This is a genomic window from Neisseria weaveri, from assembly GCF_900638685.1.
Classification (GTDB): Bacteria; Pseudomonadota; Gammaproteobacteria; order Burkholderiales; family Neisseriaceae; genus Neisseria; species Neisseria weaveri.
Genome location: NZ_LR134533.1, coordinates 208525 through 224347, shown reverse-complemented (window position 1 = coordinate 224347; position 15823 = coordinate 208525). Strand labels below are relative to the sequence as shown.

16 protein-coding genes are annotated in these 15823 nt (G+C 48.0%); 6 read left to right on the top strand and 10 right to left on the bottom strand.

The genetic code is table 11. The features are described 5' to 3' along the window. Positions 1-25 precede the first annotated feature (25 nt). The 7 genes from EL309_RS01115 to dut form a co-directional block, all read right to left on the bottom strand. Positions 26-868, bottom strand: coding sequence for an ATP-grasp domain-containing protein (locus EL309_RS01115; RefSeq protein ID WP_004284133.1), 843 nt, complete (start codon positions 866-868; stop codon positions 26-28). A gap of 69 nt (positions 869-937) precedes the next feature. Next, complete coding sequence (locus tag EL309_RS01110) at positions 938-1366, bottom strand: pseudoazurin (RefSeq protein WP_004284132.1); 429 nt, start codon at positions 1364-1366, stop codon at positions 938-940. A gap of 71 nt (positions 1367-1437) precedes the next feature. Then, positions 1438-2205: an ABC transporter ATP-binding protein gene (locus tag EL309_RS01105; protein ID WP_004284131.1), complete on the bottom strand. Its 768-nt coding sequence runs from the start codon at positions 2203-2205 to the stop codon at positions 1438-1440. Positions 2206-2217: 12 nt separating this feature from the next. Continuing rightward, positions 2218-3450, bottom strand: a complete 1233-nt coding sequence (locus EL309_RS01100; protein WP_004284130.1) for an ABC transporter substrate-binding protein — start codon at positions 3448-3450, stop codon at positions 2218-2220. An 11-nt stretch (positions 3451-3461) separates the two neighbouring features. Further along, positions 3462-4535, bottom strand: coding sequence for a FecCD family ABC transporter permease (locus EL309_RS01095; protein WP_004284129.1), 1074 nt, complete (start codon positions 4533-4535; stop codon positions 3462-3464). Between the two features lie 123 nt (positions 4536-4658). Beyond that, entirely contained in the window at positions 4659-5783 is a 1125-nt protein-coding gene (locus EL309_RS01090; protein WP_004284127.1) for an ABC transporter substrate-binding protein, read from the bottom strand. Between the two features lie 269 nt (positions 5784-6052). Next, a complete protein-coding gene (dut, locus tag EL309_RS01085) occupies positions 6053-6505 on the bottom strand; it encodes a dUTP diphosphatase (RefSeq protein WP_004285445.1) in 453 nt (150 codons plus the stop codon). A 197-nt stretch (positions 6506-6702) separates the two neighbouring features. On the opposite strand from dut, the gene trmA reads away from it, so the two are divergent. Beyond that, the gene (trmA, locus tag EL309_RS01080; protein ID WP_004284122.1) at positions 6703-7803 is read left to right on the top strand and encodes a tRNA (uridine(54)-C5)-methyltransferase TrmA; all 1101 of its coding nucleotides are present in this window, start codon (positions 6703-6705) and stop codon (positions 7801-7803) included. Positions 7804-7910: 107 nt separating this feature from the next. Here trmA and EL309_RS01075 read toward each other — a convergent pair whose 3' ends face one another. The 3 genes from EL309_RS01075 to EL309_RS01065 form a co-directional block, all read right to left on the bottom strand. Continuing rightward, a complete protein-coding gene (locus EL309_RS01075) occupies positions 7911-8402 on the bottom strand; it encodes a peptidylprolyl isomerase (protein ID WP_004284121.1) in 492 nt (163 codons plus the stop codon). A gap of 102 nt (positions 8403-8504) precedes the next feature. After that, entirely contained in the window at positions 8505-10172 is a 1668-nt protein-coding gene (locus EL309_RS01070) for an FMN-binding glutamate synthase family protein (RefSeq protein ID WP_004284120.1), read from the bottom strand. Positions 10173-10517: 345 nt separating this feature from the next. After that, complete coding sequence (locus EL309_RS01065) at positions 10518-11495, bottom strand: malate dehydrogenase (protein WP_004284118.1); 978 nt, start codon at positions 11493-11495, stop codon at positions 10518-10520. Positions 11496-12262: 767 nt separating this feature from the next. Here EL309_RS01065 and sdhC point away from each other — a divergent pair. Genes sdhC through EL309_RS01040 form a run of 5 tightly spaced genes read left to right on the top strand, consistent with a single transcriptional unit; the run spans position 12263 to position 15713 of the window. Then, positions 12263-12640 carry a succinate dehydrogenase, cytochrome b556 subunit gene (gene sdhC, locus EL309_RS01060; protein WP_036494297.1) on the top strand — a complete coding sequence of 126 codons (378 nt, stop codon included), beginning with the start codon at positions 12263-12265 and terminating at the stop codon, positions 12638-12640. Then, complete coding sequence (gene sdhD, locus EL309_RS01055) at positions 12634-12981, top strand: succinate dehydrogenase, hydrophobic membrane anchor protein (RefSeq protein ID WP_004284115.1); 348 nt, start codon at positions 12634-12636, stop codon at positions 12979-12981. Before sdhC ends, sdhD begins: the two co-directional genes overlap by 7 nt. Next, the gene (sdhA, locus tag EL309_RS01050) at positions 12978-14741 is read left to right on the top strand and encodes a succinate dehydrogenase flavoprotein subunit (RefSeq protein WP_004284113.1); all 1764 of its coding nucleotides are present in this window, start codon (positions 12978-12980) and stop codon (positions 14739-14741) included. Before sdhD ends, sdhA begins: the two co-directional genes overlap by 4 nt. A gap of 13 nt (positions 14742-14754) precedes the next feature. Continuing rightward, positions 14755-15462 (top strand): succinate dehydrogenase iron-sulfur subunit, encoded by a 708-nt coding sequence (locus EL309_RS01045; RefSeq protein WP_004284112.1) that lies wholly within the window; start codon positions 14755-14757, stop codon positions 15460-15462. Positions 15463-15464: 2 nt separating this feature from the next. After that, positions 15465-15713, top strand: coding sequence for an FAD assembly factor SdhE (locus tag EL309_RS01040; RefSeq protein WP_004284110.1), 249 nt, complete (start codon positions 15465-15467; stop codon positions 15711-15713). Positions 15714-15823: the final 110 nt, after the last annotated feature.

Below are 15823 nucleotides of genomic sequence, written 5' to 3'. Positions count from 1 at the left end.
GCTTTATCCTAAGTTCTTGCGCGGTTCAGGCCGTGCCGGCATTCAGGCATACGGCGGCAAGTACATCGGCAAAATGCGCTACGGCTTCGGGGCGGGTGTCGAGATACAGGGCAGGTTCGATGAGTTCTAATTCGTTCAACAGGAAGCGTTCGGGCAGCAATGTACCGTCCACCCGTGCGTAAACCGGCATTTGGGGCAGGCTTGCCAATACGCGGGCGGCGGCGGTTACGGCAAACGGCGGCGGTTCGGCAGGCAGGATGAGGACGCCGTAGGCGGAGTTGGCGCGCCATTCGCCCGCAGGCGGTCGGCGGTGCACTGCGTGGCTGAAGCGGCCGTTGAAAAAGATTAAAGCGGTTTCGCCCGCCGTTTCAATGTCGGCAATAAACGGCTGTACGATCACGCCTTCGCGGTAGGGCAGCCAGTCTCTGATTTCGCTGCTGCTGCGGATTCTGACCACATATTTGCCGCTTTGGCCGACGGCGGGTTTCAATACGGCTTCATGCCAGCCGTGCCGCTGCATGATGCGGGTTACGGCTCCGGCATCCGGCGCGGCGGTTTCGGTCGGGATAACGTCTGCGCCGGCGGCGGCCAAGTCGCACAAATAATGTTTGTTCATGTTCCAAAGCATCAGCTCCGGCGGATTGACAAACCGGCTGCCCGAGCTTTGCGCCTGTTGCAGCCATCGGCGGAACCGCTGTGGCTCGGCGGCATAGTCCCATGCGCACAAAGGCAGTAAAAACGGACTGTCGGGCCGGTTTTGCCAGCAGTCGAAATGGGCGGATACGCCGCGTCCGCGCAGCTCGGGTATGAGTTTGAGAAGGCTCTCAGGCGGTTGGGGATAGCTGCGGCAGGTGGTAATAACGAGCATATATTCAGACGACCCCGGCTAAAAAGTATCGGAGGGTGTGCGGCACGGCGGTTGCCGTGCGGTACGGGTTTATTTTACTTGCTGCATATATTTTTTCAGACGGCCTTTGTTTTGCATGGAGCGCCGTTCCATTTCGTCTACCATGGCCTGCGCCTCGGCTTTGTTGGCGGCTTTGCCCACTTGGATGATGCCGTTCATGTTCATGGTGCGGTGGGGCGGGCAGGTATAGACATATACGCCTTCTTTATCAAGTTTGACGGTAAATTCTTTATCCTCGGCGGATAAAAATTCTTTCGCTCCTTTGGGAAGGGCTTTGCTTTGCACCCAATGTCCTTTATTGGTGGGTTTGAAGGTTACGGTATCGCCGGGCTGTACTTTTAAGAAGCCCGGCTCGAACACCATGCTGCCGTCTGCGCCGTTATCCAGCATCTTGACTTCATGATTGGCGGCAAATGCGCTGCCGGCGGCAAAGAGTAAGAGAAAGAGGTATTTTTTCATGGTGAATCCTTTCGGGATGTTTTCGGGATGTTTGTCGGGGCAATTCAGAATCCGGTTGGCGTAAAGGCTTTTCAGACGGCCTTCCGCATCGGCCGGATAACCGGAGCGCCCCGGCTGTCGTAAAGCAGTTCGACATCAACGCGGTAAAGGCGGCTGAGGATATCCGCCCGCAAAACGTCGGCCGGCCCGCCTTGTCCTTGCACTTTGCCTTCGCCCAATAAGATCAGGCCGTCTGAAAACTGGGCGGCCAAACTCAAATCGTGTAAAACCATCAATGTAACCAAGCCCTTGTTGCGCGTGTGGTCGCATACGTGTTCGAGCAGGTTGAGCTGGTGGTGCATATCCAGCGCGCTGACCGGCTCGTCAAGCATCAGGATTTCCGGATTGCGCATCAATACTTGGGCAAACATCACCAGCTGCCGTTGGCCGCCGCTGAGCAGCATCACGTCGCGGTGGGCCAAATGGGCAATGCCGAGCTGCTGCATCATGGCGGCGGCTTCGGCGAGCAAATCGTCGCCGATGTGCATATGCAGGGCGTCCATGCGCCCGAGCAAAACGACTTCCAAAGCCGTCAGCGAGGCTTCTACGGCTGTGTCCTGCGGCATATAGCCGATGCGCTTGCGCCAATTGAGTACGTGGGCTTTGCTTAAAGTATCGTTTTTATAACGGATACTTCCGCTGTAAGGTATATCGCCGAACACGGTTTTGATGAGCGACGATTTACCCGCGCCGTTGGGGCCCAGCACGGTATAAACTTTGCCCTGTTCCAAATTCAGGCTGATATGGTCGGCTACGGTAAGACTGCCGCGCCTAATGGTCAGATTTTCCAGTTGCAGCATTTCAGACGGCCTTTAAAACAATCCGAGAAACCACGCTTTGATGCGGGCAAAAAATGATTGCGGTTTGTTTGCAGAAGAATCCGCCGGCTCCGCGCCGCCGGCTCCTTTGCCGCCCTCATCCGCACAACTGTCGGGCGTTGCACAACCCAAGCGGACGAAAAATGTGCCTTCCGGCGTTACCGGCAGATATTTACGGTGGAAATCCAGATAGGTTTGCTCGGGGCGGATGTCGGCAAACGCTTCCGGATAGAGTGTTTTAGCGATGAATTGCGCGGATGCCAAGTCGGAGAGGGAACGTGAGGCGGTATGGTAAATGCCGTACACGCGCCGGTTTTGCACAGCGGGAAAGTCTCCCCATCCGGCACGCCGGGTAAAGCCGGCAAGCCTCTGCAAAGCATCTTCCGCTTTGATGCCGATACCCATAGCCATGGCATCCGGCTGCCCCAAGCCTACTTCCGTGCCGGAAATCACCACCACTTCGGGTTTGGCCACCAAAAGCTGTTCGGGGTTGATCGGCCCCCAGTCTTTCACAAACGGCGCGCTCACATTATCGCCCCCGGCAATATCGGCAATCGCGCCCCACATATTTTTTCCGAAAGTGTAGCTGTGTTCTTTCGGGCCTTTGTCGCCGAATTCTATATAAATCTTCGGCTTGGGCTGCCCGGCTTCGCTGATTCTGCGCCGAATGTCGGCGATTCCCGCCGCATACTCGCCGGCCACACGTTGCGCACGCTCCGGCGTATCGGCAATCGCACCGAAAACTTTTGCGCTTTCCACGTGTTTTTCAACGGTTTGCGCATTAAAGTCCACCACAACCACGGGAATGCCCGCCTGCTCGAAACGGGGAATTTCATTGGCAAGCGCTTCATATTGCCAGTCGGCCAACACCACTACATCGGGTTTCAATGCCAGCGTTTTTTCAAAAGAAAACGTGCCGGTGCTCACATTGCCTATATCGCCGATGTTTTTCAATTCCGGCATCTTACTGCTGTACAGCGCCCAACTTCCGGGATTGAACTTCTCCCAAAATTCACGGGAAATACCGACTACGTTGGCGAAATTTTCCGCACCCGTTACAGCAATATAATCAGGGTAATAAAAACCCAAAACCACGCGCTTGGCCGGCACATCGACTTTCACTTCGCGCCCGCGCACATCGGTAATGGTCTGCACTTGCGCCTGTGCGGCAAAAGAAGCGCACAGCAGCAAACCCGCCAATAAAGGTTTCAAAAACAATTTGTTCATATTCAGACGGCCTATCGTTTCGTTAATACAATCCAAAAGAAAAACGGCACACCTACAAAAGAAGTAACAATGCCGACCGGAAACAGCGCTCCGGGAATAATGACTTTCGACAGCACGGACGCAATCGACAAAAACGCCGCTCCGACCAACATGGCACCGGGCAGGAAAAACCGTTGGTCTTCGCCCAACAACAGCCGTGCCACATGAGGCGCCACCAAGCCGATAAAACCGATGATGCCCACAAAACTGATGGCGGTTGCCGTCATCACCGCAACCAGCACCAAAGTTTGGATACGCAGGCGTTGCAGGTTGATGCCCAAACTGGCCGCCCGCTCTTCGCCCAAACGCAAAGCGGTCAGCTTCCACACATCTTTGGCAAGCAAAGCCACACATACCGCCGTAACCAACACCGTTACGCCAAGGTTTTCCCAAGTCGCCTTCGTCAGACTGCCAAACAGCCAAAACAGGATTTGCTGCGAAATCTCCGGCGCCGCGATGTATTGGATCAGCGAAAGCACCGACTGGAATAAAAACAGCAAAGCAATCCCGACCAACACCAACATGGCGGAATTGAAACGGCGCATAGACGCAAACAGAAACAATATCGTTGCCGCCAACATAGTCATCGCAAAAGCACCTATCGGCACGGCCACCGACGAAGGCAGGCCGAAACTGCCGAAAGCGATGACCAGCGATGCGCCCAAGCCAGCTGCAGCGGCCAAGCCCAAGGTATAAGGGCTGGCCATCGGATTGTTGAGCAGGGTTTGGATTTCTGCACCACCGACACCCAATGCCGCCCCCACGACTAATGCCATCAATGCTATCGGCAGGCGCAGGTCGTACACAATGACTTTACTCATTTCGTCCGCGCTTTCCATATTCAGCAAAGATTTGACCACTTCGCCGACCGGCAGCATGGAAGGCCCCGTGGCAATATCGAGAACCAACCCGATAAGGCCGACGGTTAAAAAAGCCAATATCGCCAACCAGCGCCTGCGCTCCAAGGCACGCTGGTTTCTCACAATATCGGCAACCGTACCGGCATCGGCACGGGAAGGATTTGTAGAAGGTATTTCTCCGGTCATGATGAAAACCGTTTATGTATATTGTTGTTTGAAGATAAATTTACCCCCTCCCTCATGCACCCGCAGGCGCACGGGAAGGGGAGGCAAACCGTTCGGTTTGAAACTGTCGTTTTTCAGACGGCCTTATTTTGCTTTGGGATAAAGATAAAACGTCCCGGTCGGCACTACCGGCAGATTATTGCGGTAGAAATCCATATAGGTCTTGTCCGGATTCAAATCGGCAAAAAGCTGCGGGTAAACCGCTTTGGCCATAAACTGAAGGGAAGCGCCGTCTGAAAGCGTTCTCGAATTGGCATGGTAAGCACCGTATACCCGGTTGTTTTTGACTGCCGGAAGGCTGGCCCAGCCCGCGCGTTTTTCAAAACCTTTCAAACGGCGTTCCGCTTCGGCTTTCGGAATATTCCAACCCAACACAAACGCATCTTTGTTTTTGTTCAGTTCGGTTTCCCGTCCGGTAATCACAATGACGTCGGGCTTGGCCGCCAATACCTTTTCAGGATTGATAGGCGCATAAAAATCCACCGCCGAAGCAGAAATATTGTTCCCCCCGACCAAAGTAATCATCGGCCCCCACATAGCCTTGCCAAACGTAAAGCTGTGTTCGGCCGGGCCTTTGTTGCCAAACTCTACATACACTTTCGGCTTGGGCAGATTGGCTTTTTTCACTCTTGCCTGAATATTGTCGGCAATAGCTTTATAGTCGGCCGCCAGCTTTTTCGCTTTCGCCTGCTGCCCTGTAATCGTGCCGATGATTTCCGTTGATTTGATATGCTTGGCAACCGATTGGGCGTTGTAGTCAATTACCACAATCGGAATGCCCGCCTTCTTGATTTTGTCTAAATCCGAACCCAAGCCTTGATATTGCCAGTCGGCCAAAATCAGCAAATCCGGCTTCAGCGACAGCACTTTCTCCACCGAAAAAGTACCCACTTCCACTTCGCCCACATCGGCCAGCTGTTTCAACTTAGGCACAGCCTTACTGAATGCCGCCCAGCTCGGAGGCGCCCAATCAGACCACACCGCCTTGGAAAAACCCACCACATTATCCAAAGCATTCTTGCCGCCCACAGCCATATAGTCTTGATAATAAAAACCCAGCACGATGCGCTTGGCCGGCAAATCAAGCTTCACCTTACGCCCTGCCGTATCGGTGATTTCGACAGGCTTTGCACTGGCGGCCAACGGAGAAAACATCAAAGCCGACGCACAGGCCAGCATACCGATTTGAGGTATAAAATTAAATTTCATTTAATAATCCTTATACATAAATCTTAATGATTTTAATTATCATATCTAGGATGCTATAAAGGCCGTCTGAAAAGTTTCAGACGGCCTGAATCTTTTGTTGATGGCTAAGACAAGACATATTCTTGAAAGTTCCATTATGTTGGATTGAAACCGAAAATATATTTTTAGGAGCCAACCTGCTATCGGATTGCCATAGCGAATAGGCATTGTTACAAACATATAGGCTGAGACTGCCAAATGATTTAATACAGCATGTGTTAGGGCAGTGATCAGGCTTTTCCGGTGCTGCCGAAGCCTCCTTCGCCGCGTTCGCTGGCGGCAAATTCATTAACGATTTTGAATGCGGCTTGAGCAACGGGAACGATAACCATTTGGGCAATGCGCTCCATCGGTTCGATGGTAAAAGCAGTTTGGCTGCGGTTCCAAACCGATACTTTCAATTCGCCTTGATAATCCGAATCAATCAGGCCGACCAGATTACCCAATACGATGCCGTGCTTATGCCCCAGACCGGAGCGGGGGAGCAATACGGCGGCGTAGGCGGGATTGCCTAAATAAACAGCCAAGCCTGTGGGAATTAAGAAAGTTTCGCCGGGTTGAAGCGTTACAGCCTCATCCAAGCAGGCGCGCAGATCCAAGCCTGCTGAGCCAGGGGTAGCATAGGCAGGCAGCTGCCCGGCCATTTTGCTGTTTAATACTTTTAATTCGACTTCGATTTGCATGATGTTTCCCTATGGTTTTTCAGACGGCATTATAACCGAAGCGTTAAAAAGCGTGAATCGGGCCGTGTTTTCCGTGTATATCAAGCCGGCAAGCAGCATGGTTTAAAGCAATAACGATTTAGCTTACAACAAGTTGGCAGTAAAATTTTCAGACGGCCTTATGAATGAATCCTGTATAATCCGGCCTGTTTGATTTTATGGAGCAACGCATGAGCAGCCCGGCTTACCGAAAGCAATTGGATGATAAAAAAGCCTATATCCGCAATCTGTTTCAAGGTTTGACCACGCCTGAATTGGAGGTGTTCGAGTCGCCGGAAGAGCATTACCGTATGCGCGCGGAATTCCGTATTTGGCATGAGGGCGATGAAATTTTTTATGCGATGTTCGAGCCTGGTAAAAAAGCGGGCGGGGCGTCGCTGATCCGCTGCGATCAATTTGCACCTGCTTACGTTGCGATTAATGCGTTGATGCCGAAACTGATTGCGGCGGTTGACGGCAAGCCTGTTTTGAAAAACCGCTGGTATGCTGTGGAATTTTTATCGACTTTGAGTGGTGAAATGCTGGTTAGTATGATCTACCACAAAAAGTTGGATGAAGAATGGCAGGCTGCTGCAGAGCAGTTGCAAACCGAATTGGATATCGTCATTATCGGGCGCAGCCGTGGGCAGAAGTTGGTATTAAGCCGTGATTTTGTGACGGAAAAGCTGGCTGTCGGTAATCAACAGTTTGTTTACCGCCAAATCGAAGGCAGTTTTACCCAACCGAATGCACGCGTATGCGAAAAAATGTTGGCATGGGCCTGCGATTGTGCCGAAGGTTTGGGCGGCGATATGTTGGAACTCTATTGCGGCAACGGAAATTTTACTCTGCCTTTAGCTACGCGTTTCGACCGTGTTTTGGCAACGGAGGTATCTAAAACTTCGGTCAATGCGGCATTATGGAATATTGAAGCAAACAGCAGCAACAATGTGGCTATTGTGCGTTTGTCGGCTGAAGAGTTTACCGAAGCTTATACCGGAAACCGTGAATTCCGCCGTTTGCAGGAACAGGGCGTGGTGTTGGCGGATTATCGCTTTTCCACCATTTTTGTCGATCCGCCGAGAGCGGGTGTGGATGATGAAACGCTGAAATTGGTAGCACAGTTTGATAATGTGATTTACATTTCCTGCAATCCGGAAACTTTGCGTTCTAACTTGGATATGTTGGCACAAACGCATGAAATCTGCCGTATGGCTTTATTTGACCAATTTCCGTTTACACACCATATCGAAAGCGGCGTGCTGCTGAAAAAGCGTTAAAGCCGAATGGCTTGTGTTTTTTGAAAGGATTGCAAATAAAATAACTTTTTTGCTATTAAAAAGGCCGTCTGAAAATTTCAGACGGCCTTTTGATAATGAATGGGAATTTACACGATTTCCGCTTTGGTAATCACAACAGCATCGACGGGGACATCTGAGTGATAGCCGTGGCGGGTGGTTTTTACATCTTCGATGGCATCAACTACATCAAAACCGTCAACAACTTTACCGAATACGGCATAGCCCCAACCGTGCAGACTTGGTTCGGTGTGGTTTAGGAAAGTGTTGTCTTTGGTGTTGATGAAGAATTGTGCAGAAGCGCTGTGCGGCGCTTGGGTGCGGGCCATGGCAATGGTGTATTTATCGTTAGCCAAACCGTTTTGCGCTTCGTTTTGGATAGGATCACGGGTTTCTTTTTCGTTCATATCCTGATCCATACCGCCGCCTTGAATCATGAAGCCTTTGATAACACGATGAAAAATAACGCCGTCGTAAAAACCGTCTTTAACATATTGTTCGAAGTTGGCAGAAGTAACCGGCGCAGCTTCGTGATTAAGCTCCAAGCTGATGGTGCCGAAATTGGTGTGCAGTTTAATCATGAGGGAATTCCTTTTGTTTGGGTTATCGATAACTCGGTTTAAATGGGGTAGGGAAGATTGATTTCAAGGCCGTCTGAAAATTTTTCAGACGGCCTTGTCAGATTAATTTTCGCCCTTGATGATTTCGTCGGCAATGCCCATTGCTTGGAAACTGTCCGGGTCAGCCAAATTCCACATTCTTTCCAAAATAGGCCGTTCGCTGTTTCCGCTCAACAGCGAGCCGGATTGGATGAATTGATAATGCTCTGACAACAGTTTGATCCAACCGTCGGGTTGACGGCGCACGATGTGGTGAGGTTTCAGCTGCTGCGGATGATCCAACCCCGCGCTGCCGACGATATCGGCGAGGGCTTTCAAAGTGTTGGCGTGGAAGTTTTTCACGCGTTGGGATTTGTCCGGCACGTCCAAAGCTTTCTGACGCGACGGATCTTGCGTGGCCACGCCGGTGGGGCATTTATTGGTATGGCAGGAACGCGATTGGATACAGCCGACCGCAAACATGAAGCCGCGCGCGCTGTTACACCAGTCGGCACCCAAGCTCATCATTTTGGCGATATCGAAACCGCTCACCAACTTGCCGCTCACGCCGACTTTGATTTTGTCGCGGATGCCGGCGCCGACCAATGTATTTTGCACGAAAATCAAGGCATCAACCAAAGGCATACCGATGGAGTCCATAAACTCAACGGGTGCCGCGCCGGTGCCGCCTTCCGCGCCGTCCACCACGATAAAGTCGGGATAGTTGTCTTCTTCAATCATGGCTTTAACAATCGCCATAAACTCCCACGGCATACCGATGCAGAGTTTGAAGCCTACGGGCTTGCCGCCGGACAATTCACGCAGCTGCTGCCAGAATTTCACCAACTCGCGCGGTGTGGAAAAAGCGGGATGGCTGGCCGGAGAAATACAATCCACACCGATGGGAATGTCGCGCGTGCGTGCGATTTCTTCGGTGATTTTAGATGCGGGCAACACGCCGCCTTTGCCTGGCTTCGCGCCTTGGGACAGCTTGATTTCAATCATTTTTACTTGCTCAAGCGAAGCGCGTTCGGCGAAGGTTTTAGGATTGAAATTGCCGTGCTCGTCGCGGCAGCCGAAATAGCCCGTACCCAGCTCCCAAATCAGGTCGCCGCCGTGTTTTTTATGATAAGGGCTGATGCTGCCTTCGCCGGTATCGTGGGCAAAACCGCCCATCTTCGCGCCGCAGTTGAGCGCTTCGATGGCGGCGGCGGAAAGTGCGCCGAAACTCATGGCGGAAATGTTGAATACGGATAAGTCGTAAGGTTGCAGACAGCGCTCGTTGCCGACACGCACGCGGAAATCGTGGTTGTCGATTTTGTGGCTGTTGCCCGAGTGCAAAAACCACTCGCTGCCGGTTTTGTTCAAATCGTTGATGCTGCCGAAAGCCGTTGTGCTGTCGAGATTTTTTGCCCGTTGATAAACCAGCGAACGCTGTTGACGCGAAAACGGCACCTGCTCCTGATCGTCTTCCAAGAAATACTGGCGGATTTCGGGGCGGAAGTTTTCCAGCAGAAAACGGATGTGTCCGCCGATGGGATAGTTGCGCAGAATCGCATGGCGTCTTTGGGTAATGTCGTGTATGCCTAATAGGGTCAGTAATAGGGAAATAACAAACAGCCACCAGATTTTAAGCAAGAGGCAGACAACGGTTAATGTTCCGAAAATCCACAGTAAGCCGTAGCGGGGCATAATCAAAAAGCCGTAATTGGCAGAACGTGTGTTGGTCGGTTTAGGATTATCTTTGGACATAGGGTAGTTCCTAAAAATTAAATCAATTTTGTTTTGTAAGTCAGCATCAAGCAGGTTTGAAAAAGTTTGCTGGTTGATGAGAATTCTTATTTAATCGGTTGGGTGGGATAATAGTTGCAACAGCTTATTCGGAGTATATTGGGATTGGTTGGCACAGCTTTGATATTTCTGCTTTGCGCATGAAATATTTATTATTTTCTGTAAATAAAACAGATTATACGGCAAAGCGTAGAGAACGGTAATATCGAAGGATGGTTTTAAATTTGTTTAAATAAAGTAAGATTCTTTATTAAGCAAACAGGCCGTCTGAAATTTTCAAACGGCCTGTTTGCTTAATAAAGAATCTTACAGCAGATGAGCTACACCGGCTTTTTCTTCTTCCAATTCTTTCAAAGTAACATTGATGCGCTCTTGGCTGAATTCGTCAATTTCCAAACCTTCAACCAGTTTGTATTCGCCATTTTCGCAAGTTACCGGGAAACCGAACATAGTGCCTTCGGGAATGCCGTAAGAGCCGTCGGAAGGAATACCCATGGTTACCCATTTGCCGTTGGTGCCCAACACCCAGTCGCGGATATGGTCGATAGCGGCGTTGGCGGCAGAAGCAGCAGAAGACAGGCCGCGCGCTTCAATAATGGCAGCACCGCGTTTGCCTACGGTCGGCAGGAATACATTGGCGTTCCACTCTTGATCGTTGATCATGTCTTTTACGCTTTCGCCGTTGATGGTGGCAAAACGGTAATCGGCATACATGGTGGGAGAGTGGTTGCCCCATACGCATAATTTTTCGATGTCTGCAACTTTTTTGCCTGTTTTTTCAGCGATTTGGCTCAACGCACGGTTGTGGTCGAGACGCAGCATGGCAGTAAAGTTTTTCGCTGGCAGGTCAGGGGCAGACTTCATGGCGATATAAGCATTGGTGTTAGCCGGGTTGCCTACAACCAATACTTTTACATTGCGGTTTGCAACTTTGTTCAAAGCTGCACCTTGAACAGTAAAGATTTCGGCGTTTGCTTGCAGTAAGTCGGCGCGTTCCATGCCTTTGCTGCGTGGGCGTGAGCCTACCAAGATAGCGATTTCCGCGTCTTTAAACGCTTCTTCAGGGTTGTCGGTAGTAAACATATCTGCCAACAATGGGAATGCGCAGTCTTGCAATTCCATCATTACGCCTTTAACCGCATTTTGTGCTTGAGGCAAGTCTAAAAGTTGCAGAATAACCGGTTGGTCTTTGCCCAGCATTTCACCGCTGGCAATACGGAATAATAAAGCATAACCAATTTGGCCGGCAGCACCGGTAACGGCAACACGAACGGGTGATTTCATACCAAAACTCTCCTGAGTGGCTGTAGATTACGAAAAAATTTTCTTAAAAGCTTAGTTTCACTATTAATAACAGATGATAGCAGGCAATAAATCGACAATGCCGTGTGCCTGTTCCTTTGAATATTCTGTATGAGATTATTCGAAGCATACATATTGAATTGAAAATATTTCAACAATATTAACTGCTAAACAGTTTGTACTAAGTTTGAAGTATTCGAATAAACCGAATAGCAACGATATTTATCATACCAAATTTGCAGAGTATGGCAATCCTTTTTCTGATACTTGATTTGAATAAAATAGAGAGTTGATTAATTGTTAAAAGTGTCGCCAGTTTGGTTTGCCAGTTTGGTTTGTAAGAACAGTACTGAAAGACAAGAATGAGCTTGAAAAATTGTGAAATAGCTTATCAAGGCAATAAAGTCATATGTAGCGATAAATTTTTAAATGCTTGCCTAGTAGTAATTTTTTGTTTTGTAAAGAAGGGTATTACTAAAATTAATCGAAGCTATCTATTTGCCGGATAATGCTTTTTTAAAATGATAGGTATTTTTTACAGTAGATAATTATTTTTATTTATAATTTTGTTGTTAAGTTTTATCAAAAAAATCTGAAAAAGTACTGTTCAACAACAGTTAAATGTTGTAAGTTATATGCTAGCGTAGTCCCGTGTAGTAACCTGATATATTGGTTATTTTATTAACGGGTACCTGCGTCGGTTTTGAATTTTTTAGAAAAAGTATGATGTTTGTGAAGAGGAATTGATAATGCAGACGAAACAACGCCCAGTGTTTCTAGAACTCCCCAATATCAGATTGCCGATACCGGGGATTGTTTCTATTCTGCACCGCATCAGCGGGGTCCTTTTATTTGTGAGCCTGCCGTTGTTGTTGTGCCTGTTGGCCGGTACGTTAAGCCGTGAAGAGGCTTTTGAAACCTACCGTTCTATCGTGTCCAATCCGTTTGTCAAGCTGGTTTTAATCGGTTTGTTGTGGGCTTATTTGCATCATTTTTGTGCCGGTATCCGTTTCCTGTTTTTGGATGCGCATAAAGGCTTGGAGCTGCAAACAGCACGCGGTACCGCAAAAATCGTTTTTGTTACAGCTTTGGTATTGACTGTTATTTTAGGAGCATGGTTATGGTAGATCGTAAATTGGCCGGTGCACATTACGGCTTGCGTGACTGGGCAATGCAGCGGGCAACAGCAGTAATCATGTTGGTTTATACTGTTGCTTTTATTTTGTTTTTGTTCGCTTTGCCGGGCGATTATGATTCATGGCAAGCATTTTTTGCTCAAACGTGGGTCAAAGTATTCACTCAGGTTACTTTTGTGGCGTTATTGCTTCACGCTTGGGTAGGTATCCGTGATTTGTGGATGGACTACATTAAGCCATTTGGTTTACGCCTGTTTTTACAAGTGGCCACAATCGTTTGGTTGGTTGGCTGCCTGGTTTATTCGGTTAAAGTAATTTGGGGGTTGGTATGAGTTTTCCTGTTCGTCGTTTTGATGCAGTAATTGTTGGTGGTGGTGGTGCTGGCTTGAGAGCGGCTTTGCAATTGTCTAAGTCTGGTTTGAATACTGCTGTTTTATCTAAAGTATTTCCGACGCGTTCACATACTGTTGCTGCGCAAGGTGGTATTTCTGCTTCTTTGGGTAACGTACAGGAAGATCATTGGACTTGGCATATGTACGATACCGTAAAAGGTTCGGACTGGCTGGGTGATCAAGATGCAATTGAGTTTATGACTCGTCGTGCTCCTGAAGCTGTTATTGAATTAGAGCATATGGGTATGCCTTTTGACCGTGTAGAGAGTGGCAAAATTTATCAACGTCCTTTTGGTGGGCACACGGCAGAACATGGTAAACGTGCTGTAGAGCGTGCTTGTGCAGTAGCAGACCGTACCGGCCATGCTATGCTGCACACGCTGTATCAACAAAATGTGCGTGCTAACACGCAATTTTTTGTTGAGTGGACTGCATTGGATTTGATTCGTGATGACAACGGTGATGTTGTTGGCGTAACCGCTATGGAAATGGAAACCGGAGATGTTTACATTTTCCATGCTAAAGCAGTATTGTTTGCTACAGGCGGAGCTGGCCGTATTTATGCTTCATCAACCAATGCCTTCATGAATACAGGTGACGGCTTGGGTATTTGTGCACGTGCTGGTATTCCATTAGAAGATATGGAATTCTGGCAATTCCATCCTACTGGTGTGGCTGGTGCAGGTGTTTTGATTACAGAAGGTGTTCGCGGTGAGGGGGGTATTTTGCTCAACTGCAATGGTGAGCGTTTTATGGAACGATATGCTCCTACGGTAAAAGATTTGGCTTCTCGTGATGTTGTCTCGCGTGCTATGGCGATGGAAATTTACGAAGGCCGTGGCTGCGGTAAAAACAAAGACCATGTGTTGCTGAAAATCGATCATATCGGTGCAGAAAAAATTATGGAAAAATTGCCCGGTATTCGTGAAATTTCTATTCAATTTGCCGGCATTGACCCCATTAAAGACCCAATTCCTGTTGTTCCTACAACTCACTATATGATGGGTGGTATTCCTACCAATTATTTAGGTGAAGTCATTGTTCCAGAGGGTGATAATCCTGAAGTTGTAGTTAAAGGTCTCTATGCAGCAGGGGAATGTGCTTGCGCTTCTGTTCATGGTGCAAACCGCTTAGGCACCAACTCTTTATTGGATTTGGTAGTATTCGGTAAGTCTGCCGGCGATAGCATGATTGAATATATCAATCAGCAAAATGATTGGAAACCGTTGCCAAGCAATGCCGGTAAGCTGACAGAACAGCGTTTGGAACGTTTGAATAATCAAACTGGTGGTGAGAATGTTGATGACTTACGCCGTGAATTGCAGCGCACAGTTCAATTGCATGCAGGTGTATTCCGTACAGATGCTATTCTAAAAGAAGGTGTTGATAAGGTATTGGCTTTATATGAGCGTGCCAAATTTACAGAAATTAAAGATAAGAGCCAAGTATGGAATACTGCTCGTATTGAAGCGCTGGAGTTAGATAATTTAATGGAAGTAGCAAAAGCTACTTTGGTTTCAGCAGAGGCTCGTAAAGAATCTCGTGGAGCACATGCTTCGGATGACCATCCTGAGCGAGATGACGAGAATTGGATGAAACATACATTGTTCTATTCGGCTGATAATCGTTTGACTTACAAACCGGTTCATACAAAACCATTAACAGTAGATTATATCGAACCGGCGAAACGAGTTTACTAAGGAACACAACACCATGGAAAAAGTACGTTTTCAAGTATATCGCTATAATCCCGATGTGGATGCAAAGCCGTATATGCAGGATTATGAGCTTGAAATTGAACCTACAGATGTAAAATTACTTGATGCTTTAGTTAAATTAAAAGCGTTGGATGATAGTCTATCTTTCCGTCGTTCATGCCGTGAGGGTATTTGCGGTTCAGATGGTATGAATATTAACGGTAAGAACGGATTGGCTTGTTTGACAGATATTCGTAGTTTGAAACAGCCAATTAAATTACGCCCTTTACCTGGCTTGCCGGTTATTCGAGATTTAATTGTCGATATGACACAATTCTTCAAACAATATCATTCCATTAAACCTTACGTGGTAAATGATACCCCGGCAGATCCTGATAAAGAGCGTTTACAAAGCCAAGAAGACAGAAAAGAATTGGATGGTCTGTATGAGTGTATTTTATGCGCTTGTTGTTCTACAGCTTGTCCGTCTTTCTGGTGGAACCCTGATAAGTTTGTTGGTCCATCTGGTTTGTTGAATGCTTATCGGTTTATTGCGGATAGTCGTGATACCATTACGAACGAGCGTTTGGATAATTTGAATGACCCGTATAGGTTGTTTCGCTGCCATACTATTATGAACTGCGTTGATGTATGTCCTAAACACTTGAATCCTACTAGAGCGATTGGTAAGATTAAAGAAATAATGTTAAAACGGGCTATTTGACGATGAAAACTTTTGACGAAACTGCTAAGCGCAGAATTCGTTTCCAAACCCGTCGTGGACTGCTCGAGTTGGACATCCTGCTCGGGCGGTTTATGGAAAAAGAGTTCCATCGTCTTAGTGATGATGAACTGACTATATTTGTGGAAATTTTGGATTTACCAGATCAAGAGTTTCTTGCCCTAGTTAATCAAAAAGAAGAAACAGATAAGCTTCATTTCACACCACTACTGGAAAAAATAAGACAAGCATAAATTCGAGCAGAAATTAATGTGGTTTTTATGATTGTTGATTTATTTGCTGATAGTTTCAGTAAATATAAAGTAGTACTTTAGATTCCCAATCAGAAAAATAAAGGAGTAAG

Coding starts and splice junctions, on each gene's coding strand:
- EL309_RS01115 (WP_004284133.1), bottom strand. CDS start 868: ATGCTCGTTATTACCACCTGCCGCAGCTATCCCCAACCGCCTGAGAGC.
- EL309_RS01110 (WP_004284132.1), bottom strand. CDS start 1,366: ATGAAAAAATACCTCTTTCTCTTACTCTTTGCCGCCGGCAGCGCATTT.
- EL309_RS01105 (WP_004284131.1), bottom strand. CDS start 2,205: ATGCTGCAACTGGAAAATCTGACCATTAGGCGCGGCAGTCTTACCGTA.
- EL309_RS01100 (WP_004284130.1), bottom strand. CDS start 3,450: ATGAACAAATTGTTTTTGAAACCTTTATTGGCGGGTTTGCTGCTGTGC.
- EL309_RS01095 (WP_004284129.1), bottom strand. CDS start 4,535: ATGACCGGAGAAATACCTTCTACAAATCCTTCCCGTGCCGATGCCGGT.
- EL309_RS01090 (WP_004284127.1), bottom strand. CDS start 5,783: ATGAAATTTAATTTTATACCTCAAATCGGTATGCTGGCCTGTGCGTCG.
- dut (WP_004285445.1), bottom strand. CDS start 6,505: ATGCAAATCGAAGTCGAATTAAAAGTATTAAACAGCAAAATGGCCGGG.
- trmA (WP_004284122.1), top strand. CDS start 6,703: ATGGAGCAACGCATGAGCAGCCCGGCTTACCGAAAGCAATTGGATGAT.
- EL309_RS01075 (WP_004284121.1), bottom strand. CDS start 8,402: ATGATTAAACTGCACACCAATTTCGGCACCATCAGCTTGGAGCTTAAT.
- EL309_RS01070 (WP_004284120.1), bottom strand. CDS start 10,172: ATGTCCAAAGATAATCCTAAACCGACCAACACACGTTCTGCCAATTAC.
- EL309_RS01065 (WP_004284118.1), bottom strand. CDS start 11,495: ATGAAATCACCCGTTCGTGTTGCCGTTACCGGTGCTGCCGGCCAAATT.
- sdhC (WP_036494297.1), top strand. CDS start 12,263: ATGCAGACGAAACAACGCCCAGTGTTTCTAGAACTCCCCAATATCAGA.
- sdhD (WP_004284115.1), top strand. CDS start 12,634: ATGGTAGATCGTAAATTGGCCGGTGCACATTACGGCTTGCGTGACTGG.
- sdhA (WP_004284113.1), top strand. CDS start 12,978: ATGAGTTTTCCTGTTCGTCGTTTTGATGCAGTAATTGTTGGTGGTGGT.
- EL309_RS01045 (WP_004284112.1), top strand. CDS start 14,755: ATGGAAAAAGTACGTTTTCAAGTATATCGCTATAATCCCGATGTGGAT.
- EL309_RS01040 (WP_004284110.1), top strand. CDS start 15,465: ATGAAAACTTTTGACGAAACTGCTAAGCGCAGAATTCGTTTCCAAACC.